Here is a 20138-nt window from a genome sequence, read left to right as displayed (position 1 = left end):
GGGGTGGCATGATGCAGGACAACAGCCTGGGGCGTCGTGTGTTCCATGTTTGTAACTATACGTTTTTGATTTTGGTATCTCTGCTATGCATTTTGCCGTTCGTGAACCTGCTGGCCGTTTCGTTCAGCGGCAGCGCCGCGGTATCCGCCGGAAAGGTCGTATTCTGGCCCGTGGACTTCAATATAAAGGCGTATGAATTCGCGCTGGAAGGAGGGCAGTTTTACCAAGCTTTATGGGTATCCGTTCAGCGGGTTGTGCTGGGAACGTTGGTTAACCTGGTGTTGATGGTGCTTACCGCTTATCCATTGTCCAAGTCGAAGGATAAAGTGATGGGGCGCGGCATTTATATGGGTTATTTCGTCGTCACTATGTTATTCAGCGGCGGGCTGATCCCGACCTATCTGATCGTTGTCCAGGCGGGGCTGATTGATTCTCTGTGGTCCCTGATTTTGCCCGGGGCGCTGCCGATATTCAGCATGATCATCCTGATGAATTTCATCCGTAGTTTGCCCGAGGAAATCGAGGAGTCGGCGACCATCGACGGTGCGGGGCCCGTTCAAATTCTGGTGCGCATCCTGTTGCCCTTGCTGAAGCCTGCACTGGCGACGGTAGGTCTGTTCAGCATCGTTGGCCATTGGAACTCCTGGCTCGAGGGCATCATCTACATGAACAATCCGGCGAATTATCCCCTGCAAAGCTATCTGCAAACCTTGTTGCTCGATTTCGAGCAACTCATGCTGCGCTCGGGCAATGATTATACGCAGCTATTGGCCATGATGAATGCGCGAACCGGCCGGGCAGCCCAGCTATTCCTGGGCGCCCTCCCCATTCTGGCCATCTATCCGTTCTTGCAAAAGTATTTTACGACGGGGCTGGTGCTGGGAAGCGTAAAGGGATAAGGGGAATTGGATTTATGAAAAGCTCTTGAATTCTCATCTGGGAATTCAAGAGCTTTTTTGCATACTCGGAACTTGCAGTGGATGGACACTCTGTAACCGTACGCTCTTTGCACTATTATCCCGTTGGGTCAGAAGAGTGGAGCGAATCCTCATCCCTACCCCCACCCCCAACCCCAAGCCCAGCTCCCTGATCGAAGGGGATAATCATGCAAAGATGCGGGAAGGGAGGGGCTCTGCGTTATAATGGAAAAGTGATAAAACAGTCATGGGGGTCGGGCAGGAATGTATCGAGTAGCCGTTTGCGATGACGACGGGCAGCAACGAGACCAACTAAAGCATCGTTTGCTGGCGCTGTCGTTCAAAGCCAATATCGAATTTGAAATCGAGTTATTCCCTTCCGGGGAAGCGCTATTGGACCATTATGAACAAGGGAAACCGCCGTTCCATATTCTTATTCTGGATGTGGAGATGAGCGGGATGAACGGGATTGCCGCGGCTCGAAAGATCCGGGAGCTTCAGCATTTGGACGAGCAAATCATTTTTTTGACGAGTTATCCCGAATATATGGTGGAGAGCTTTGACGTGTTTGTATTTCAATATCTGATTAAGCCGGTTGAGCCGGCGGTGCTGGAGGAGAAGATCATCCGGTTATGCCGTTACTTCCAAGCGCAGGACAAGAAGTTTCTGATCGTTCCATCCGGCTATGAGGAACTGGTGCTCCGGCATGATGAGATCATCGCCATCGAATCCGCCAAGAGCTTGACGATCAAAAATAAATTGAAGTTTATCACGGTATCTCAGGTAGTTGAAAGTAAAGGGCTTATCTCGAAGTACGCGGAGGCCTTGAAGAACAGCCATTTTTTACAGATCCATCGCTCCATTATCATCAACATGAACCATGTGAACAAGTTTGCAGGAGGCGCCGTGCAGATGTCGAACGGGCTGGAGCTGCCGATCGGACGGTCGAAAATCAAAGAAGTGAAGGATTTCTACACGAAATTTAAGGTGATGAAGGACAATGATGATTCCATTTAATGTACCGATTCTGGGCAGCCTCCTGTTCGTGCTTGGTTTCCAACTGCTCTTCTTCTTTGACTCGGTGTTTGGGAGAGCAGCTCGCAAACCGCAGCGGATTGTGCATTTTATCGTATTTGCATCGGTAGGTACGGTCTATCTATCCGTCGATATGGGGTGGTGGGCCCCTTCCGCATTGGCCTTGCTGTTGATTTACAGCTTGGCCGATTCCTACCGGGTGGAGCTTAAAAACAAGCTGATGTACACCGTCTTGTACGCCGTGCTGATGTCCCTCGTCAGTTCGCTGTCCCTCTTTATCTTCTATACCCTTAACTCGGACGAGTTTCGGGATTTTGAGCCGACGAGCTTCTCGGCATCCACGAAAACCCTGCTGCTCTCCTGCACGTTGATGTTCATCGTGATTCAGTTGATTCGGCTTATCTCGAAACGCCGAACTTATCCGTTAAAACCTTCGCATTATCTTCTATTTCTGTTCGTTCCGGTGTTCAGCATCTATCTGGTGAACATGCTGGCTGCGTTCAGCGAGAAGAACCTGCATTTCTTGATCTCGGTGATCGGATTGTTGCTGCTCAATGTGCTGGTGGTCTATATGTTCGATACGATGATGGAGAAGTTTCAAATCCAGCAGGAGAATTTTCAATTGCAGCGCCAAATGGATTACCAGGACGCCAACTATGAAAAAACGGTGCATAGCTTCAAATCGATCAAGCGCATCATCCATGATACCAACCAGCAATTTCTCTATATTGAAGAGTGCATTAAGCGGGGGGATTCTACTTCGGCGCTGGAGCATATCCGGGTTACGCTGAATAAGGTGGAAGACGCCTATCACCGGGTAAATACGGGGCATCTTGTGGTCGACGCGCTGGTGACAAACGCCTTGAATATCGGCGAGGCGAACGGCATTCGAATCGATACGCAGCTTAGCCTTGATTCGCCGCAGCTGAACCTCGATCGATACGATCTCTGCGTCGTACTCGGCAATATGCTGGATAATGCGCTTGAAGCTTCCAAGAAGGTTAAGATCGCGGAGGATCGGTATATTCGCATTCGCATTCGCTCGGACAATTCTGCCCTGTCCGTTCAGATCATAAATCATACGGAACATGAAGTGATCCGTTTGCTAAGCCAGAAGCCAAACCGGGAGTTCCACGGGATCGGCCTGACCAACATTTCCAGAATCTGCGACAAATATGGGGGCCACATGGCGATCGAAACCGGCAGCAAGACTTTTAATAATATGGTGGTTCTGCCGTTCAGGGATTGATTATTGCGTTTCACCCCCAGCAGCCTCCTTCCGGTTCTCCCTTCCTGTACGATATAACCTGTATTCAATAGATAAGAGGTACAGGGAGGAATCGGAAATGAAGAGATGGATGATCGGTTTCCTGCTGTTCTTGCTGGTGTTCATCCTGCCGGCAGGTCAAGGAAACGTTCAAGCTGAGGCGGGTTCAGTCAAAGACAAAGCGCAAGCGCTGGCTCAAACTGTCATCTCGGAGTATGGGGTGACCAGCCTGCAATATGCCATTATGGATCAGGGTAAAATCACGCTGTCGGGCAGTGCCGGATTGTCCAACCGGGAGTTGGGAACGCCGGTTACGCGCGAGACGATGTACGGAATTGGGTCGGTCAGCAAAATGGTTGTTGCCGCAGCCACGATGCAGCTGGTCGATGCAAAGCTTGTCGACCTGGATGCCCCGCTTACGACGTATATCAAGGACTTTCAGATGGCGGATGATCGATACCGTGAAATTACGCCGCGCATGTTGTTAAACCATTCATCCGGTTTGTACGGTTCCCATTATGAGAACAGCATGTTGTTTGATGACAATGACACGCAGAACCATGATGAACTGCTGCACAAGCTGCGGTCCGAACGCCTGAAATCCGACCCCGGAGCTTATTCCGTCTATTGCAATGACGGCTTCACGCTGTTGGAAATTCTGGTGGAACGCGTCAGCGGGGCCAGCTATTCGGAATACGTGGACCAGCATTTCAGCAAGCCGTTGGGACTTGTGAGTACGAAAACGCCGCTGGATCCGTTTGATCGAGGGAGACTGGCAGGCGCTTATTTCCAAGGGCTGGATGAGGTTCTACCTGCGGAGAATGCCAATGTGCTTGGCGCAGGCGGATTCTATTCCACCGCCGAAGAGCTGATGAAATTTGCGGAAGTCCTGATGGGGGACCGCCCGGAGCTTCTGTCCCCGACAGCGGCGAAGGCGATGCAAAGCCCTGAATACCGCAATGGAATCTGGGTGAAAGAGGAGACAAATATTTTTAACTACGGTCTCGGTTGGGACGCTGTGAAATTAGCCCCCTTCGGGGACTACGGTATCACCGCCTTATCCAAAGGCGGCGACACGATCGTATATCATGCCGGAATGATCGTTCTGCCGGAGCAGCATATTTCGATCGCCGCCCTCTCGTCAGGGGGGAGCTCCTTCTATGACAGTGCCTTCGCTGCCGCCGTGTTGCTGGAATATTTACACGACAAGGGCCTGATCGACGAAATTCAGCCAGCCCCTGCTTTCGAGCCTCCGATCAAGGTGGAAATGCCAAGCCGGCTGCAAGCCTACTCCGGGTTATACGGAGCCGTGGGCGAAACGATGAGCGTGGATATTCAGCCCGGGCAAGTGGAGCTGCCGGCGCAAATGAGCGGACTTATCCCGGCCCAGACGTATGTATATACGGGCGACGGGCGGTTTACGAGCGGAGATGGCCGCGCATCTGTCAGCTTCGTGGAGGAAACGAACGGTAAAACCTATTTGAAACTGGACGCGAATTTGAACTTTCCGGGGCTTGGCCAAATGCGGATGATCTCTTATGAATATCAGAAGCTGGAAGTACAGCCGCTAAGTCCAACGGTGAAAGAGCAGTGGAACAGCAGAGAGGGTAAAACGTACTTTGCGCTGGATGAAAAAATCAATTCGTTATTCTACCTGTCCACAGCGATCCTCAACAAAACGATCTCGGTTGACGCCGAATACGGGTATGCCAATGCCGCGAAAATTGTGGATGCAAACCAGGCGGTGAACGTGATGGAAATTCCGAATATGAACAGCCGGGACGCTTTCGATTTGAAATTCTCGCAAGTCGGCAGCGCGGAGTTCTTGACGGTGAATGGGCAAACTTTTATCCGTGAGGATGCGATCCCTTCCTTGTATGACGGAACCCGCTCGACGATTACCATTCAACCGAACCACCAGACGAGATGGTATGTCATTCAACCCTCGATGGCCGGTCGAACGATGACGGTCGAGACGGAAGGAGACGGCGGATTCGTGGTCTATGACCAACAAGGGATGATGGTGCATTCATCGATCATTCGTCCGAAGGCTTCCGTTAAGCTGCCGGCCGGAGGAACCATCGCATTCGGCGGGCAAGCAGGAGATGTATTCCGTATTCATTTGGATAAATAAACGAAGATGCTGATCCGCTGGCCGCTAGCGCTGTATTCATACAGCCTAGCGGCTTTGTGTTGTGGTTTGCGTGGATAGAAGGGTGTCGCTGCCAACAGCGTTCTTCTTCCTGAGATCGATTATTGGGCCGGATCCGGACAAAATAAGGGATTTGCGGAGGAGAGGTGATCGGCATATACGGAATCGAGTTTGGCCAGTTCGGCGAAATAGCTGCCGATGACATGATTGGACGAGAGGGAGGTGTCAGCGAAGTACAGGGGATAGGAAGTGGGGACATGACGATAATAGTAGGATTTTTCTTGTTTTGGCAGCTTAAAAACCGTTGGAGGGAGGTGCGTCACGGCATCGAATTCGTTGTGAATTCGGTAGCTGTTGGGGACATGCCGCGTAAAGGCAGTTACAAAATCCAGGTCCCCCACACGCGGAGAACCGAACGTAAACAGGATGGGGACGCGATTCGCATTGGCGGCGATATCCATCGCACATAACGTCGCCAGCGCAGCCCCCAGGCTGTGGCCCGTAATATATAACGCCTTGTCCTGCGGCAGCCGGCGCAGCGCGGAATGAATCTGGCGGCGGGCCGAGGCGTAAATGCCGGTAAATCCCCGGTGCGACAGGCCGGCGTCCTTGGCCCATTTGAACTTCTGCTGCGTTGCGAGGGCGTCGGCGATCCAGTTGGAGGTCGAACTGGTTCCTCGAAAGGCGATCACGATCTCGTCCGCCGAATGCCATATAAACCCGAAGCGTTCCCAGATGCCGATCAGGGATTTCGCTTCGAGGGTGTCGTACAGTGAATAAGGCGGCGGGAGGACAAACGTTCCGTCCGGGTTCGCGAACTGCGCGTAGGTTTGGCCGCAAACCGCCGCCAGGAACAATGCGCGCTGAACTTGAGCCTGGTTTAATTCCATCTTCTCATCCTCCCCTTCGCCTTCCTGACTCCAATATATTAAGCGCAATGAAAGAAGATGCTATAGCGCCGGGAGGGTGACCGAAAACAAAGCCCCCCCGTTCGGCTGGTTAGCGGCCTCGATTTGACCGCCGCAGCGTTCAACGATAGCCCGGGAGATGGCAAGTCCCAGCCCGTTTTCGCCTTCTTTTCCTTTCACAAAGCGGTGGAATAAGTGCGGCAGCAGTTCCTCGGGAATTCCCCGCCCATCGTCGGCAACCGAGATCCTCACCTGATCCCGATTGAGGCTGATGCGGATCTCTATCGCCCGGCTGGCGTGTCTTGCGGCATTGGCGACCACGTTCAGCAGGGCTTGGGACAATTTGTCCCGATCGGCGCTTACGGTCGTCCGTTCCGCAGCTTCGTCCGCATACTCGACAGCCAGGCTTAAGCTCCGGTCCTTAAGCAGCGGATTGACGCGTTCAGCCGTCTCCTCCAGCAGCTCCTGAACGGCAACCTCCGCCGGATGAAAAATATCCGCTTCGCTGTCCAACTTCGCGAGCAGCGTCATCTCGGAGACGATTCGTTTCAACCGGCTGCTTTCACTAATAATAATATCCAACCCTTTTTGCGTATGCTCGCCTTCAAAGACGCCGTCGCGGATCGCTTCCGCATACCCCGAGATCGACATCAGCGGGGTCTTCAACTCATGGGAGGCGTTCTGGAAAAATTGCTTCTGCACCTGGATATAGCGATCCAATTCGCCGGCCAATTCATGCACGGTTTGAGCCACGGTCCCGATTTCGCCGCCGGCCCGAATTTCCCTGACTTCCGCAAATCGGCGTTCTTTCACTTTCTTCAGTTCCTCCCGCAGCTTCATCAGCGGGTTAATGAGCTTGCGCGTGATCACGAGGCTCAGCAGCAGGACAAGCACCGCACCGATGCCAAGCACGATCAGCAACCGTACGTATAACGCGCGTTCGATCGCGCTGACCGTGCTCATCGGCGTGACGAGCGTCAAGGTTCCCTGTGGAACGGAGCGAACCGCAACGATAAATCGGTTGTCCTTCCCGTTCTGGAGCGCCTGCAGTTTCTCCAGGTCGATCGGCTCGCTTCTGGCTATCGTGCCGGACGTCGGCGCGACGCCGCTTGAAGCCAAAGGTTGGGTGGGGAGGGTACCGGACACAACATTCCCGTCCGTATCGGCGAAAATGGCTTGAACCCCGGATACGAGGGGCACGGCGGTACGGGTTAAGGGGGCCTCGGCCCAGAAGGGCTCTTGTTCCATGTCATTCGCCACGCTGGCGCTGAGAGTGATCATTTCCTGCTTCTTGGCGTCGATCAAATGGTCCAGGAGCACGTAATGAATAATGACGGCGGTGGCTCCCAGGATCACGGCCAGGAGCAACCCAAACGCCAGATTAATTTGATGCACTAATTTCATGAGGGATCCCCGCCTTCCGTGCGCATGCGATATCCGTGTCCCCAAACGGCTTCGATCGGGAGCTTTTCGATTTTTTTGCGCAGCCGTTTAATTAAATGGTCGACCGCCCGATCGCTGCCGAAATAGTCGTCGCCCCAGACGAGAACGAGCAGCTCCTCGCGGGTAAACGCACGGTTCGGATGCTCCGCGAACGCTTGCAACAGGGAAAATTCCTTAAACGTCAGGTCGACCTCGTGCTTGTCCCAGAACACGCGGCGCTCGTCCAGGAGCAGTTGCAGCGGGCCGATGTTCAGCATGGGCCTGGCGGCGGCTTCGGCCGGTCCATCGGAAGGGCGCAGTTTATACCAGCGCTGCAAATGCCTTTTCACCCGGGCGACCAATTCTCTTGGACTGAACGGTTTGACCAGATAATCGTCGCTCCCGAATTCAAGTCCCATGATTTTATCGACCTCGCTGTCTTTGGCGGAAATGATCACGATGGGCACATCGGCTTCTTCGCGGATACGTCGGCACAGTTCATAGCCGTCCATTCCCGGCAGCATAATGTCGAGCACCCAGAGATCGGGCGGATCGTTCCGCCAGAGCGCCCAGGCTTCTTCGGCGGACGACAGCCCGATGGTCCGAAAGTTCTCTTTCACCAAATAAGCCTCGACGAGGTTGCGGATATGTTGGTCATCGTCCACGACGGCGATGAAATAATCGTTCATGAGTTCGACTCTCCTTCCCGTCATTATTATACCAACGGCGCTCCCGCTTGCGGCTTATGCCATCGTTTTTCCATAATTCCACCAACGTCCTGCCATCGCTGGAGGATACACTTGGACGTGCAAGACAAATTTCCTTCAAGGAGCGTGTTTCTGATGATGAACTTCAGTAACGGAAAGATCGTGCAAAAAATGGCCTTGTCGGCGCTGCTGGTATCCGCCATTGCAGGTCCTGCAGCAGCAAGTGCTCAGGAAAAAACGGCAGCCCCTGAGGTCCCTCCAACCGTTGCGGCCCAGGGGGCTGTGACAGTGAAGTTCGAGGATCCGGCGGCGATCGCCAAGCAATATGCACCGGATACGGCCGCGGCTTGGACTAGCTTGTTGAAGAAGTACGAGGCGCTTGTCGTAAAACACCGACCGGCCACCTTGGATATTAAGCTAGAGCCAACCGCAGGAGGCTTTGTGCCCTCAGCTGATAGGGAGGTGCGGATCGTTCAAGCGATGAAGGGTGAGGGCGGCGTCTCGGTGACGATTAAGGGCGGCCCCCGCAACACGGAAGCCGGCGATCTTAAAGTCGCCGACAAGAACGGAATGATGAGGGTAGCCCCGGCAGTCCCGCTCGCGGATTCCTTGCTTCAAAGCCAACTGGAATTGGCGAAAGCGGTCGAGTCGAAGGACGCGAAAGCCATTACATCCGCTTTGGCCGATTTATTCAAACAGTACGAGGCCGAAATCGAAAATCTGGAACAGGAGCAGTCCAAGTAACCGTAGGCAGCAAAGACCGAGGAAAAAGGTTGGAACAAAACGAAAATAGATATTCGCGAAATGCGGCAAAACCCCTGACCGATCTGGTTGGGGGTTTTGCTGTAGCGGGGCGGCGTTTAACGGGAAACCCAATAATCGCGGGTGCGCATTTAGCCAGGTCTGATTATAATAGGGACAATAACTCCTCTAGGAAGGTGATGGGTATGGCATGGTTAATCTTGGCCATCATTTTGATTTTGGCGTTTGCTCTCGTCGCGACGATATGGATTGGGCAATCGCAAAGCAACCGGGAAGAGAACCCTCGTTATAGTCAACAAACGGGCCGGAACTGGCTCCGGCTCGGCGGGATGTACGCCATCGGCGTGCTTGCGGTTGTGTTGGTCTTAGTGTTGTTTATTTAGCGTGAACGTCATACCGTAACCCGGTATTTCTGATCCCGTCGAGCTCCTCTGCAGTCATAAGCCCGGATTGGTACAAGTTCAAATACTCTTGCGACACGGTTTGGTTGAAAATCAACAGATCGTCCGTGTTAATCGTCACGGGGACCCCGTGATCGTAAAGCTTGCGCAGAGGATGACGGGCGTAACTCTCTGCTGTGCGCAGGAAGGTGTTGCTTGTTGGACAGACGTTCAACCGGATTTGGTGATCGGCCAGCCAATGCATCACCGAAACCGATCGGGCTGCCGCGATGCCGTGGTGAACTTCATCCAGCTCCAGTTCCTCCACGGCTTCCCGAACATCGTCTGCCGTACCGAATTCCCCGACATGTGCTTTGAGCTTTAACCCCGCTGCCTTGGCCCTACGGTACACCGGCTTGAATTGGCGGATCGGCTGGGCGAATTCGTCGTTGCAGATGTCGATGGAGGTAAACCAACGGTAAGTCAATACCTCCTCGATTTGAGGGAGCGTCTCTTCGATCCGGCATGCTCTGTCCAGGGACAATTCGGGAAAAAACAAAGTACCTGAAGCATATTGCTTCTGCAGTTCGCCAACCGTTCTCATAAAGCCCCCCATTCCGCCCAAGGCGGCGATTTCATCCAGGCCGAAGCTAAGCGCCAGAACCTCGATGCGGTCTGCCTGCGCCTGGGCAAAGGCGGCTTCGAGCCGTTTGATGTAGCCTTCTAGCCCCCGGCAATGGATTTTAATGTTGGACTCGAACCAGGCTTGCATGTCCCGCAGCGAGTCGAAAGGCCGGTTCGGAGGATCAATATGAGCGCCGGACCAGGCTTCGATATAGGCGATGCTGCCGCCGCGTCCGGCGTGATTATGCAAGTCGCTTTTCGGAATTCGCTGCAGCTCTTCAAGCGCGTGATGGCGTAAGGCCTCGATAAAGGAACGGTTCATCCGCACCACCTCCATCCTGATTAACGGTATCCTAGCATGGTGATGGCGATGAGGGAAGTGAGAAAACACACGACGAATCCTATACGATCGAATACATAGAACGGAGGAACCAACATGGACATACGTATAGTGGCCTTAAGTTCAGAGCGACTGGAGGACTTCAAGGCGTATTGCCGGAAGCATCGGCAGGAGGTGGATGACTCTTACTTATATGAAGAAGATTTGGCTGAATTCCAAATTCATAAGGAGCATCCAACCTACCTAACCGTAACTGAGGAAGGGGAAGTGGTCGGCGCCGTCTCGATCATCGCCGATGCGTACCAGCGCAAGGGCAAGCAGGCGCGGTTTCGCATTTTGCATAGCGAGAGCGGGGACCCGGCAGTATACCGGCGGTTGCTTGACGAGATCGTAAGGCATGGCACCGGCTTGGAAGCGATGTTCATCTTTGTGCCGTCCGTGAATCCCGGCCTGATGGAGATCGTGGCCCAGCTTGGGTTTCAGGTGGAACGGTATTCCTTTCTCCTGGTGAACGAACCGCTGGAGCCCGCATCCTATGAGCTGCCGGAAGGCTACGGCATCCGAGCGTTTCGCCCCGGGGAGGACGAGGAAGCCTGGTGCGTTGTGCGAAATGCCGGCTTCGCCCAACTGAAAGGCAGCCAGACGCCGATTACACCGGACATGGTGGCCAAATATCCTGCGGAGTCCGATTATTTGAACGGGGGCATGTTGTTCTTGGTCCATGAGGGACGTCCGGTTGGGATTGTTCGATGTGCGGACGACGAGTATCTGGATGCGCCGATCATGAACATCGGCCCGCTGGCGCTGCTTCCGGAGTATCAGGGGAAAGGACTTGGCCGTCTTCTGCTGCGCCGGGCGCTGGCATTTGGCTGCGATAACGGATATAACCGGGCGATCCTGTGCGTCAACGCGGAAAATGAACGGGCCAAGGCGTTATATCTTCAGGAAGGGTTCAAAGAGGCGGAATACGCGGTGAATTATCGGCTGAATCTGCGGTAGGGAGAGGGAGACGGGCGGCGAAGAGCCGTCCGTTTACCGTCCCAAGCCCAGTCAGTCGACCTATCCCCCAAACGGTTCGTATTTACGCTAACGCTTGCCAGAGTGCTTATTTGGGCAAAAAAAGGGGACTTCCATTTCTAACGCTGCTCAGCGAGCTTATGGATGCGAACCCGCCTCTTTTTTGAAGAAAAACCGGGAAATAAGCTCTCTCGTAAGCGTTACAACTTGAAAGCCCCCGTTTTGGCGCAAATAGCGTTACTCCTAAGCGTTAGATTTTCGGTTCAGGGTTCCGGTTGAAGAAATGCCAAGAGTGTTTTGAATTGTGAAAACGCTGTCAAATTGAAAGTTGGAATTCAAACGGCAGGAGGGGGACGGACATGAACGAGTTGTGCCGAATTTTGATCGTCGATGATGAGCTGCTGGTCCGGCAGGGGATCAGACACCATCTGAACTGGGAGCAATACGGGTTTGAGATCGTCGGCGAGGCCGCGAACGGCAAGGAAGCGCTGGAGCTGATGGAGCGGCTCTCGCCCCATATCGTGATTACGGATATCGTGATGCCGGTCATGGACGGGGCGGAATTCGCGCGCGTGCTGAAAGCCGGGCACCCGAAGGTGGAAGTGATCGTGCTGAGCAGCTACGGGGAATTCGAATACGTGCGTTCCACGTTTCAGAGCGGGGTGGCGGATTATATCCTGAAGCCGCGACTCGAGACGGAGGAACTGCTGCAGGTGCTGCAAAAAACCGCGCGTAAAATCCCGGGATTCGCGCTGCGGGAAGCCTTGCACGCGAATTCGCCGCTGGATCGTCTGTTGGAGCGGCTGATTGCCGGATACGAGCCGGAAGAAGAGGACGCGCGGCTGGCGGCGAATTTGCCTTATGACCGGTTGATGCTGGTCGGCGCGGACGTAAGCCGGATTGCCGGGGAGCCTGACGACGATCTGGTCGGCCTTGTGGCGGAGTTGGAGAATCAGCTGCGGGAGTCGCCGATTCAGGTGCAATCCCACACGATTTCCGCCGGGGGGAAGCGGCTGTTGCTGCTGCTGAATTATCCCGAAGCCCAGGAGGCCGAGCTGAAGAAGACGGTAAGCGAGTTTGCGCTGGCCCAAGCGACGGCGGTGCCGAAAGCGGTTTGGGCGATTGGCGGCGGCTTCGCGGAGCTGCGAACGTTGGGCGAAGCGTACCGGGAGGAGTGGCAAAGGCTGCTATCCTACCGGTTTTATTTTCCCGGACGGATCGTGATGCAGGCGGAAGAGCTTCCCCCGGCCCGAAAAGTTCCCCCGTGCGACCTGAATGAACTGTTGTCCGGACTAAAGAAAGGGCAGGTGGAGGACGTGTTTCGGAAGCTGCGGGAAATTGCGGCGGAGGCGGCCGGGAACTACCGGCAATCCCCGTTCGAATTCAAGTCGTTCCTGGGCAATGCCGTGTTCCACGTAACGGTAGCCGTTGCGGAAATCCAGCGTGAAGCGAAGGAATTGGACGCGATGAAATACGCGTACTTCAAAGCGATCGATGAAGCGCAGGATGCGGCCGATGCGGTGAAGGCGCTGCACGCGTTTCTCGACGATGCGGAGCGGCTCGTATCCGCCCTCGCCCCGTTGCCCGGCGAAGGCAATATGAAGAGGCTGCTGGAATACATCGACGAGCACTACGCCGAGCCGCTGAATTTAGGGGCGTTAAGCCGGCACTTCCACTTTAATCCATCGTATTTATCGAGTTATTTCTCCACTCACAACGGCGAGGGATTTAGCGAATACTTGAACCGGGTCCGGATCGCCAAAGCGATGGAGCTCCTGCGCTCGGACGAATCCGCCATCTCGGAAATCAGCGATCGCGTCGGTTATTCGGATCCCAGTTATTTTACCAAGGTATTCAAAAAGCTCAAGGGGATGTCGCCGCGCGAATACCGCAGGCAGCAGCTCGTTAAGAGGGGACAGCGATGAATCTGATGGAGAAATTTCGTACCCGGCGCTTGATCTCCAAGCTGTTTGTCGTCATGACCGTGAGTATCGTCGCGGTATGCCTGCTCACTTCGCTGATCACGATCCGCATGGCGGAGCGGCTGTTCGCCGAAACGTTCAGCATCACCAACAGCAAAGTGCTGAACCAAATCAACACCAGCCTGGATTCCTTCAACGATTCCATCGTGAACGCGGTCACTTTCGCGGCGCAAAGCGGCACGGTGAAAACCTATTTGACCGGCGGAGACCTCGATTCCGTTGCGATGTCGAAGGTGTATTACCGCATGGCGGAACAGATGAAGCAGATCACGTCCAACCTGGGGGCCTACGATGTGGCCGTTACGATCATCGGGGTGAATGGCCGCAGCTATTCGAGCGATTTGAATTACTGGCCGGTTCAGGCAACGGAGCTCGCCGACGATCCGCTGACCCGGCATACCGCAGCCGAACCGCGGCGCGTATTGTACCAATACGATGAACGCAAAGGGGCGGAAGGGACGGAGCGGTTTATCATCGCTTCCAAAGCGCTGGTCGATCGGACGAGCGGACTCAGTTACGGGATGCTGTATATCGCGGTCCGGGAAGCGGAGTTCAAGCGGTTTTATGCCAACTTTACGAGCGAAGGCAACGACGTGCTTGTTCTGGATCCGTCCGGCACCGTCGTATCCAGCAACCGTGCGGAGCTCATCGGGGACAAGGCGCCGGAACTGCTGGGCGAAGTTCAAACGCTCATGCAGGGGCGGTCGGAATACCGGAACAGCACCGTATTCGGGAAAGAACACATCGTATTGGCCAATGCCTTACCCTCCTACGATTTGTACCTTGTGAATCTGATCGACCGCAGCTACACGGCCGGGCAGATCATCAATATCCGCCAGGTGGCGCTCATTTGCCTGATCATCATCGCGGGCGCGCTGCTCGTCGTATTTTTGATTTCCCGCAGGCTGACGCTTTCGCTGACCCGTCTGGTCCGGCTGATGTCGACGATCACGAAAAAAGAATTTGGCAACTACATCACGGTCAGCGGCAGTTATGAGGTCAGGGAGCTTAGCAAAGCGTTCAACTATATGCTGGACGAATTGAACGATTACATCCGCAGGTTGCTGGAGACGCAGAAAGAGCAGCGGAACGCCGAGCTGGACGCGCTGCAGCGGCAGATTAACCCGCATTTTTTGTACAATACCTTGGCTTCGGTCAAGATGCTGGTGCAAAAGGGCAGCAAGGAAACCGCCGCCGAAACGATCAACGCGCTGATTTCCCTGCTGCAGAATACGATCAGCAACGCCAGCGAAACGATTACGATCGAGCAGGAACTGGAGAACCTGAAAAATTACGTGTTCATCAACCATGTCCGTTACGGCGACCGGGTCAAGGTAAATTATTTCGTTGCGCCCGATTGCCTCCATCACGAAGTGCCCAAGCTGATCCTTCAACCGTTTATCGAAAACGCCTTTTTCCATGCTTTTAACGTAAAAAACGAAGGAACGATCTACATCATGATCTCCAAGACGGATAACGCGCTCGTATGCGAGGTGGCGGACAACGGAGACGGGATGGAGCTGGGACCGGATGCCGGCCTGCCCGATCATCCGAAAAGCCGGCGCCAGCTGTTTACGGGCATCGGCATTCAAAACGTCAACAACCGGATCAAGCTGCTGTACGGGGAGTCTTACGGCGTCCATATTGCCAGCGCGATAGGGGAAGGAACCCAAGTTCGCATCGTGCTGCCGCTCCTTAGGAGACCGGTGGCCGCTGGGGATGCCGTCTAAAGAAATTACCAAAATCCAAAAAAATGACCCGTTCGGTAAATCCGCACTCAAGGAACGGACAATAAAAAAGCCAAACCGCACAAAGATATTCCTAACGGCTCGTTTTGCCGTGATGCTATCCTATAAGCGAATACAGGAAGCGCTTTCTTGATGGGTACTTCAATCACGAAAAGAGCAGGGGGAGGAATGAAAATGAAAAAAAGCTTGAGGCTCATGCTCGTCGGCATGCTGCTTGTGCTGGCCATGTCCGCTTGTTCCGGCGGGGGCAATGCGGGGAATTCGGGGGATGCGGGGAACACGGGCAATACGGCCAATGAAGGTGCAGGGAACGCCGGAGGCGGTTCGCAAGGCAGCCAGGAAATCACCGTATGGGCATGGGATCCGAACTTTAATATCGCCGCGCTCAATCTGGCCAAAGAAAGGTATGAAGCCAAGCATCCGGACGTCAAGGTCAACATCGTGGAGTATGCGCAGGAAGACATCGTGCAGAAGCTGAACACCGGGCTGAACTCGGGCACGACCAAAGGGTTGCCGAACATCGTGCTGATCGAAGATTACCGGGCGCAAAACTTCCTGCAGGCTTATCCGGACGCATTCCGCGACATGACGGGCGCGATCAAGGCGGAGGATTTCGCGGAGTACAAAATCGGGCCGACGAGTTCTAACAGCAAGCAATACGGCGTTCCGTTCGACTCCGGGGCAACGGGGCTGTACGTGCGGACGGATTATCTAGAGCAAGCGGGATATACCGTGGACGACCTGACGAATATCGACTGGAACAAGTACATCGAAATCGGCAAGAAAATCAAGGAGACCACCGGCAAAGACATGTTGACTCAAGACCCCAACGATCTCGGGCTGATCCGCGTGATGGCACAGTCGGCGGGAACATGGTACCTGAAGGAGGACGGCAAAACGCCGAATCTGGCGGACAATCCGGTAATCAAGGAAGCGCTCGAAACGTACAAAGCGATGTTCGACGCCAATATCGTCAAGATGAATTCGGACTGGAGCCAATTCCTGGCAGCCTTCAACAACGGGGATGTTGCAACGGTGCCGACCGGCAACTGGATCACGCCTTCCGTCAAGGCGGAGGCCTCGCAATCCGGCAACTGGGCGGTCGTGCCGACGCCGAAGCTGGCGAACAGCGCCGGTTCGGTGAACGCCTCCAGCCTGGGCGGCAGCTCTTGGTACGTGATGAACCTGGACGGCCAGAATGCGGCCGCGAATTTCCTGGCGGAAACGTTTGGCTCCGACAGCGAATTTTACTCCGAGCTGCTGGAGAAGATCGGCGCGATCGGTTCGCTGAAGGCGGCGTCCAGCGGGGCGGCTTACGATAAAGCCGACGAGTTCTTCGGCGGCCAGAAGATCTATGCCGACTTCGCCAAATGGACCGCAGAGGTGCCGAAGGTCAATTACGGCCTGCACACGTACGCGATTGAGGATATTCTGGTCATCGAAATTCAGAACTACTTGAACGGCAAAGACGTGGACAGCGTCATCCGCGACGCCCAGGCTCAGGCCGAATCGCAATTGCAATGAGAAGAGGAACCGGACTCGCGCTGATACGCTTGCGCTGGAAAGCTTCCAGGGTCGGATGGTCGTTCGTTATGGCCGCTGTGTTGATGATCGCGCTGTTTTATTTTTACCCGATGATTCAGGCGCTGCTGCTCTCGTTCCAGACCGGGACCGGTTCGAACCTGACTTTCAACGGGTTGGGCAATTACCGGCGGTTGTTTACGGATTCGATGTTTCTGACGGCGGTCCAAAATACGTTCATTTATCTGATCGTGCAGGTGCCGCTCATGGTGCTGCTGGCGCTGGTATTATCGGTAATGCTGAATGACCGGAATTTGAGAGGGAAGAGCTTGTTCCGCACGGCGATCTTCCTGCCCTGCATCACGTCGCTTGTCGCTTATTCGGTTATTTTCAAATATATGTTTGCGGGCGACGGGCTCGTCAATAGGCTGCTGCTGCATCTGGGCGTGGTGTCCGACCCGATTCCGTGGATCACCGATCCGTTTTGGGCTAAGGTTACGATCATTATCGCGATCACCTGGCGTTGGACCGGGTACAATATGATTTTTTACTTATCGGGCATCCAAAACATCGAGCCGGCGATTTACGAAGCGGCGAAGATCGACGGAGCTTCGGCGGTTACGCAGTTTTTTCGGATCACGATCCCGCTGTTGAAGCCGATCATTCTGTTTACTTCGATCACCTCGACGATCGGCACGCTGCAGCTGTTCGACGAAGTCATGAACATTACCCAAGGCGGGCCCGGGAACGCCAGCTCCACGATCTCGCAATACATTTATAATTTGTCGTTCAAATATTCGGCGGATTTTGGGTATGCGGCAACGGTGTCGTATTCCATCGTGGTCATGATCATCGTGTTGTCCGTTATCCAATTCAAAGTGGCAGGTGAGCGGAATGCTTAAGGTGAGACGAGGGTTGATGTATCTGTTCCTGACGGTGGCGGCGTTCATCTCGATCTTTCCGTTCCTGTGGATCCTCGTCAGCTCGACGAATCCGTCCATCGACGTCACCCGAGGGCGGCTGTTGCCCGGCTCCCACTTTATGGCGAACTTGCGCAACCTGCTGGATTCCGTCGATATCTTGACCGCTTTGAGAAACTCTTTGGTCGTTTCCGTCTCCACGACGCTGCTGGCGCTGCTGATCGCTTCGCTCGCCGGCTACGGCTTTGAAATCTATCGCAGCAAGGCAAAGGACGTTGTATTTAACGTGCTGCTGCTGTCGATGATGCTTCCGTTCGCAGCTCTTATGGTCCCGCTTTACCGCATGTTCGGCAAAATCACCAATCTTGTGCCGGTCATCGGCATCGACACGCTGGCCGCGGTAGTGCTGCCGACCATGACGACGGCGTTCCTGATCTTCTTCTTCCGTCAAAGCACGAAAATGTTCCCGAAGGAGCTGCTCGAAGCAGGCCGCATCGACGGGGTGTCCGAGCTGGGAATGTTCTTCCGGGTGTACGTGCCGACGATGAAGACGACGTATGCGGCGGCGGCGATCATCACGTTCATGAGCAGCTGGAACAACTATATGTGGCCGCTGATCGTGCTGCAAACGCCGCAGAAGCAGACGGTGCCGCTCCTGATTTCGACGCTTGGTTCCAGCTATTCGCCGGATTACGGGCTGATCATGCTGGCGATCGTCATCTCGACGCTGCCGACAGCCATCGTATTTTTCGTCATGCAAAAGCACTTCGTAGCCGGGATGATCGGTTCGGTCAAATAACCGAAAGAGGCCGGATGACCCGGTCCGAAGTCAGCTCTTAAATCCGCCCCTGCGGCGGGTTTAGGAGCTTTTTTTCATTTCGGAAGGCGGGAGGGAGAGTCGCTTCTCCCCCCGCGTCTTTGGCTTTAGCGATAAGCCGGCAGCCAGTCCCCGTGGGCTTCGATCAAGTCGTCGCACATCGCGACGATATCGTCCATGGACAGCTCGGCGGAAGTATGGGGATCGAGCATGGCCGCATGGTAAATATGCTCCTTCTTGCCGGTGATGGCCGCTTCGATCGTCAGCAGTTGGGTGTTGATGTTCGTGCGGTTCAACGCGGCGCATTGCGGCGGAAGATCGCCGACATAGGTCGGGGTGACGCCGCTGGCGTCCACCAGGCACGGCACTTCGACGCAGGCTTCCTTCGGCAGGTTGGGGATCAGCCCGGTGTTCATCACGTTGCCGCCGATTTTGAACGGAACATTGGTTTCGATGGCCTCCATGATATAAGAGGCGTACTCATGCGTACGTTCGTGCCGCAACTCCCGGTTGCCGACCAACTCCTCGCGCATGCGCTCCCAATTGGAAATCTGCTCGACGCAGCGTCGCGGGTATTCGTCCAGCGGGATTTGAAACCGTTCGATCAGCTCCGGGTAGTTCCGCTTGATGAAGTAAGGATGATATTCGGCATTATGCTCCGATGATTCCGTGATATAATAGCCGAATTTCAGCATCATTTCGAAGCGGACCATGTCGTGATGCGGCTGCTTTTGCTTCTCCGCCGCAAGGCGTTTGATTTCCGGATACAGGTCGACGCCGTCCCGGGTGACCTCGAGCAGCCAGGCCATATGGTTGATGCCGGCGATTTTCGCTTGAACGCCTGTCTGGTCCAGCCCCAGGCTGTCGAATAATCCAGGAACGCAAACCTGCACGCTGTGGCAGAGCCCAACAGTACGGACCTGACCATATGTATTCATCACGTTGGTCAGTACAGCCATCGGGTTCGTGTAGTTAAGGAACAGCGCATCCGGGCACACTTCGCGGATATCGGCGGCAAAGTCCAGCATGACAGGGATCGTACGCAAATTGCGGAAAATGCCGCCAATGCTAACCGTATCGGCGATCGTCTGCCGCAGCCCATACTTCTTCGGGATCTCGAAATCCGTGATGGTGCAGGGATCGTATCCGCCGACCTGGATGGCGTTGATCACGTATTTGGCGCCCTTCAGCGCCTCTTTCCGGTCGGTGTAGGCTTTCACGCTGCATGTGCTGCCGCTGCTGAGCTTCAAGTTGTTCAGCATGTTCTCCGAATCTTTCAGCCGTTGATGGTCGATATCGAACAAAGCAAGCTCGAACCCCTGCAAGGCGGGCGTCTGCATGCAATCACCCAGTACGTTTTTGGCGAATACCGTGCTGCCTGCCCCGATAAATGTAATTTTGGACATGAATCAAATCCTCCTTTAAAGTATGTAGCCGAGCGCAACAGATCTCGTTCTTACTCGATGCCATGCGGATTTCTTGCGATGACTCGGCTTGTTTTTCTGTTTTCAATATAACTCAGGCTGTATGGGGAAAGTATAGAGGAATCGAGGGTCTATATGGATAAATGTTGTATGGTGTGGCCCTATCGGATAGACTGGAGGGGAATGTACGAAATA

At 54.5% G+C, this 20138-nt stretch carries 17 protein-coding genes; 12 read left to right on the top strand and 5 right to left on the bottom strand.

Features of this window, described 5'->3' with window-relative positions:
- Positions 1-8: 8 nt before the first annotated feature.
- The 4 genes from BN3795_RS19095 to BN3795_RS19080 all read left to right on the top strand — a co-directional run bounded on the left by BN3795_RS19095 (position 9) and on the right by BN3795_RS19080 (position 5353).
- Positions 9-899, top strand: coding sequence for a carbohydrate ABC transporter permease (locus BN3795_RS19095; protein ID WP_068786291.1), 891 nt, complete (start codon positions 9-11; stop codon positions 897-899).
- Positions 900-1181: 282 nt separating this feature from the next.
- Positions 1182-1934 carry a LytR/AlgR family response regulator transcription factor gene (locus BN3795_RS19090; protein ID WP_068786290.1) on the top strand — a complete coding sequence of 251 codons (753 nt, stop codon included), beginning with the start codon at positions 1182-1184 and terminating at the stop codon, positions 1932-1934.
- Positions 1921-3201, top strand: coding sequence for an ATP-binding protein (locus BN3795_RS19085; RefSeq protein ID WP_068786365.1), 1281 nt, complete (start codon positions 1921-1923; stop codon positions 3199-3201). The genes BN3795_RS19090 and BN3795_RS19085 overlap by 14 nt, the downstream gene beginning before the upstream one ends.
- Positions 3202-3298: 97 nt before the next feature.
- Positions 3299-5353 (top strand): serine hydrolase domain-containing protein, encoded by a 2055-nt coding sequence (locus tag BN3795_RS19080; protein WP_068786289.1) that lies wholly within the window; start codon positions 3299-3301, stop codon positions 5351-5353.
- Between the two features lie 119 nt (positions 5354-5472).
- Here the strand turns inward: BN3795_RS19080 and BN3795_RS19075 are convergent, their stop codons facing one another.
- Genes BN3795_RS19075 through BN3795_RS19065 form a run of 3 tightly spaced genes read right to left on the bottom strand, consistent with a single transcriptional unit; the run spans position 5473 to position 8390 of the window.
- On the bottom strand, positions 5473-6261 hold the full coding sequence (locus tag BN3795_RS19075; protein WP_068786288.1) for a lipase family protein: 789 nt from the start codon (positions 6259-6261) through the stop codon (positions 5473-5475).
- 60 nt (positions 6262-6321) lie between these two features.
- Positions 6322-7683, bottom strand: coding sequence for a sensor histidine kinase (locus BN3795_RS19070; RefSeq protein WP_068786287.1), 1362 nt, complete (start codon positions 7681-7683; stop codon positions 6322-6324).
- Positions 7680-8390 carry a response regulator transcription factor gene (locus BN3795_RS19065; protein WP_068786286.1) on the bottom strand — a complete coding sequence of 237 codons (711 nt, stop codon included), beginning with the start codon at positions 8388-8390 and terminating at the stop codon, positions 7680-7682. The genes BN3795_RS19070 and BN3795_RS19065 overlap by 4 nt, the downstream gene beginning before the upstream one ends.
- Positions 8391-8543: 153 nt before the next feature.
- Between BN3795_RS19065 and BN3795_RS19060 the strand changes: the two genes are divergently transcribed.
- Together BN3795_RS19060 and BN3795_RS19055 are read left to right on the top strand one after the other, a co-directional pair.
- The gene (locus BN3795_RS19060; RefSeq protein ID WP_198524774.1) at positions 8544-9152 is read left to right on the top strand and encodes a hypothetical protein; all 609 of its coding nucleotides are present in this window, start codon (positions 8544-8546) and stop codon (positions 9150-9152) included.
- 203 nt (positions 9153-9355) lie between these two features.
- Positions 9356-9553 (top strand): hypothetical protein, encoded by a 198-nt coding sequence (locus BN3795_RS19055; RefSeq protein ID WP_232729980.1) that lies wholly within the window; start codon positions 9356-9358, stop codon positions 9551-9553.
- Here BN3795_RS19055 and BN3795_RS19050 read toward each other — a convergent pair.
- The gene (locus BN3795_RS19050; protein WP_068786283.1) at positions 9546-10496 is read right to left on the bottom strand and encodes an amidohydrolase family protein; all 951 of its coding nucleotides are present in this window, start codon (positions 10494-10496) and stop codon (positions 9546-9548) included. The genes BN3795_RS19055 and BN3795_RS19050 overlap by 8 nt on opposite strands.
- 114 nt (positions 10497-10610) lie before the next feature.
- On the opposite strand from BN3795_RS19050, the gene BN3795_RS19045 reads away from it, so the two are divergent.
- The 6 genes from BN3795_RS19045 (at position 10611) to BN3795_RS19020 (ending at position 18501) form a co-directional block, all read left to right on the top strand.
- Positions 10611-11513 carry a GNAT family N-acetyltransferase gene (locus BN3795_RS19045; RefSeq protein ID WP_068786282.1) on the top strand — a complete coding sequence of 301 codons (903 nt, stop codon included), beginning with the start codon at positions 10611-10613 and terminating at the stop codon, positions 11511-11513.
- 377 nt (positions 11514-11890) lie between these two features.
- Positions 11891-13456 (top strand): response regulator transcription factor, encoded by a 1566-nt coding sequence (locus tag BN3795_RS19040; protein WP_068786281.1) that lies wholly within the window; start codon positions 11891-11893, stop codon positions 13454-13456.
- Positions 13453-15243, top strand: coding sequence for a cache domain-containing sensor histidine kinase (locus BN3795_RS19035; RefSeq protein ID WP_068786280.1), 1791 nt, complete (start codon positions 13453-13455; stop codon positions 15241-15243). Before BN3795_RS19040 ends, BN3795_RS19035 begins: the two co-directional genes overlap by 4 nt.
- A 192-nt stretch (positions 15244-15435) precedes the next feature.
- A complete protein-coding gene (locus BN3795_RS19030; RefSeq protein ID WP_068786279.1) occupies positions 15436-16785 on the top strand; it encodes an ABC transporter substrate-binding protein in 1350 nt (449 codons plus the stop codon).
- Positions 16782-17684 carry a carbohydrate ABC transporter permease gene (locus BN3795_RS19025; RefSeq protein WP_068786278.1) on the top strand — a complete coding sequence of 301 codons (903 nt, stop codon included), beginning with the start codon at positions 16782-16784 and terminating at the stop codon, positions 17682-17684. The genes BN3795_RS19030 and BN3795_RS19025 overlap by 4 nt, the downstream gene beginning before the upstream one ends.
- Positions 17677-18501, top strand: coding sequence for a carbohydrate ABC transporter permease (locus BN3795_RS19020; protein ID WP_068786277.1), 825 nt, complete (start codon positions 17677-17679; stop codon positions 18499-18501). The genes BN3795_RS19025 and BN3795_RS19020 overlap by 8 nt, the downstream gene beginning before the upstream one ends.
- Before the next feature lie 125 nt (positions 18502-18626).
- Here the strand turns inward: BN3795_RS19020 and melA are convergent, their stop codons facing one another.
- Positions 18627-19925 carry an alpha-glucosidase/alpha-galactosidase gene (melA, locus tag BN3795_RS19015; RefSeq protein ID WP_068786276.1) on the bottom strand — a complete coding sequence of 433 codons (1299 nt, stop codon included), beginning with the start codon at positions 19923-19925 and terminating at the stop codon, positions 18627-18629.
- Between the last annotated feature and the right edge of the window lie 213 nt (positions 19926-20138).

The sequence above is a fragment of the Paenibacillus phocaeensis genome (genome assembly GCF_900021165.1).
Classification (GTDB): Bacteria; Bacillota; Bacilli; order Paenibacillales; family Paenibacillaceae; genus Fontibacillus; species Fontibacillus phocaensis.
Note: the sequence above shows the minus strand (reverse complement) of the source record. Positions and strands in the feature narration are given on the sequence as shown.

Excerpts from the sequence above, each read along its gene's own strand:
- BN3795_RS19095 (WP_068786291.1), top strand. The coding sequence starts at position 9 with ATGATGCAGGACAACAGCCTGGGGCGTCGTGTGTTCCATGTTTGTAAC.
- BN3795_RS19090 (WP_068786290.1), top strand. The coding sequence starts at position 1,182 with ATGTATCGAGTAGCCGTTTGCGATGACGACGGGCAGCAACGAGACCAA.
- BN3795_RS19085 (WP_068786365.1), top strand. The coding sequence starts at position 1,921 with ATGATTCCATTTAATGTACCGATTCTGGGCAGCCTCCTGTTCGTGCTT.
- BN3795_RS19080 (WP_068786289.1), top strand. The coding sequence starts at position 3,299 with ATGAAGAGATGGATGATCGGTTTCCTGCTGTTCTTGCTGGTGTTCATC.
- BN3795_RS19075 (WP_068786288.1), bottom strand. The coding sequence starts at position 6,261 with ATGGAATTAAACCAGGCTCAAGTTCAGCGCGCATTGTTCCTGGCGGCG.
- BN3795_RS19070 (WP_068786287.1), bottom strand. The coding sequence starts at position 7,683 with ATGAAATTAGTGCATCAAATTAATCTGGCGTTTGGGTTGCTCCTGGCC.
- BN3795_RS19065 (WP_068786286.1), bottom strand. The coding sequence starts at position 8,390 with ATGAACGATTATTTCATCGCCGTCGTGGACGATGACCAACATATCCGC.
- BN3795_RS19060 (WP_198524774.1), top strand. The coding sequence starts at position 8,544 with ATGATGAACTTCAGTAACGGAAAGATCGTGCAAAAAATGGCCTTGTCG.
- BN3795_RS19055 (WP_232729980.1), top strand. The coding sequence starts at position 9,356 with ATGGCATGGTTAATCTTGGCCATCATTTTGATTTTGGCGTTTGCTCTC.
- BN3795_RS19050 (WP_068786283.1), bottom strand. The coding sequence starts at position 10,496 with ATGAACCGTTCCTTTATCGAGGCCTTACGCCATCACGCGCTTGAAGAG.
- BN3795_RS19045 (WP_068786282.1), top strand. The coding sequence starts at position 10,611 with ATGGACATACGTATAGTGGCCTTAAGTTCAGAGCGACTGGAGGACTTC.
- BN3795_RS19040 (WP_068786281.1), top strand. The coding sequence starts at position 11,891 with ATGAACGAGTTGTGCCGAATTTTGATCGTCGATGATGAGCTGCTGGTC.
- BN3795_RS19035 (WP_068786280.1), top strand. The coding sequence starts at position 13,453 with ATGAATCTGATGGAGAAATTTCGTACCCGGCGCTTGATCTCCAAGCTG.
- BN3795_RS19030 (WP_068786279.1), top strand. The coding sequence starts at position 15,436 with ATGAAAAAAAGCTTGAGGCTCATGCTCGTCGGCATGCTGCTTGTGCTG.
- BN3795_RS19025 (WP_068786278.1), top strand. The coding sequence starts at position 16,782 with ATGAGAAGAGGAACCGGACTCGCGCTGATACGCTTGCGCTGGAAAGCT.
- BN3795_RS19020 (WP_068786277.1), top strand. The coding sequence starts at position 17,677 with ATGCTTAAGGTGAGACGAGGGTTGATGTATCTGTTCCTGACGGTGGCG.
- melA (WP_068786276.1), bottom strand. The coding sequence starts at position 19,925 with ATGTCCAAAATTACATTTATCGGGGCAGGCAGCACGGTATTCGCCAAA.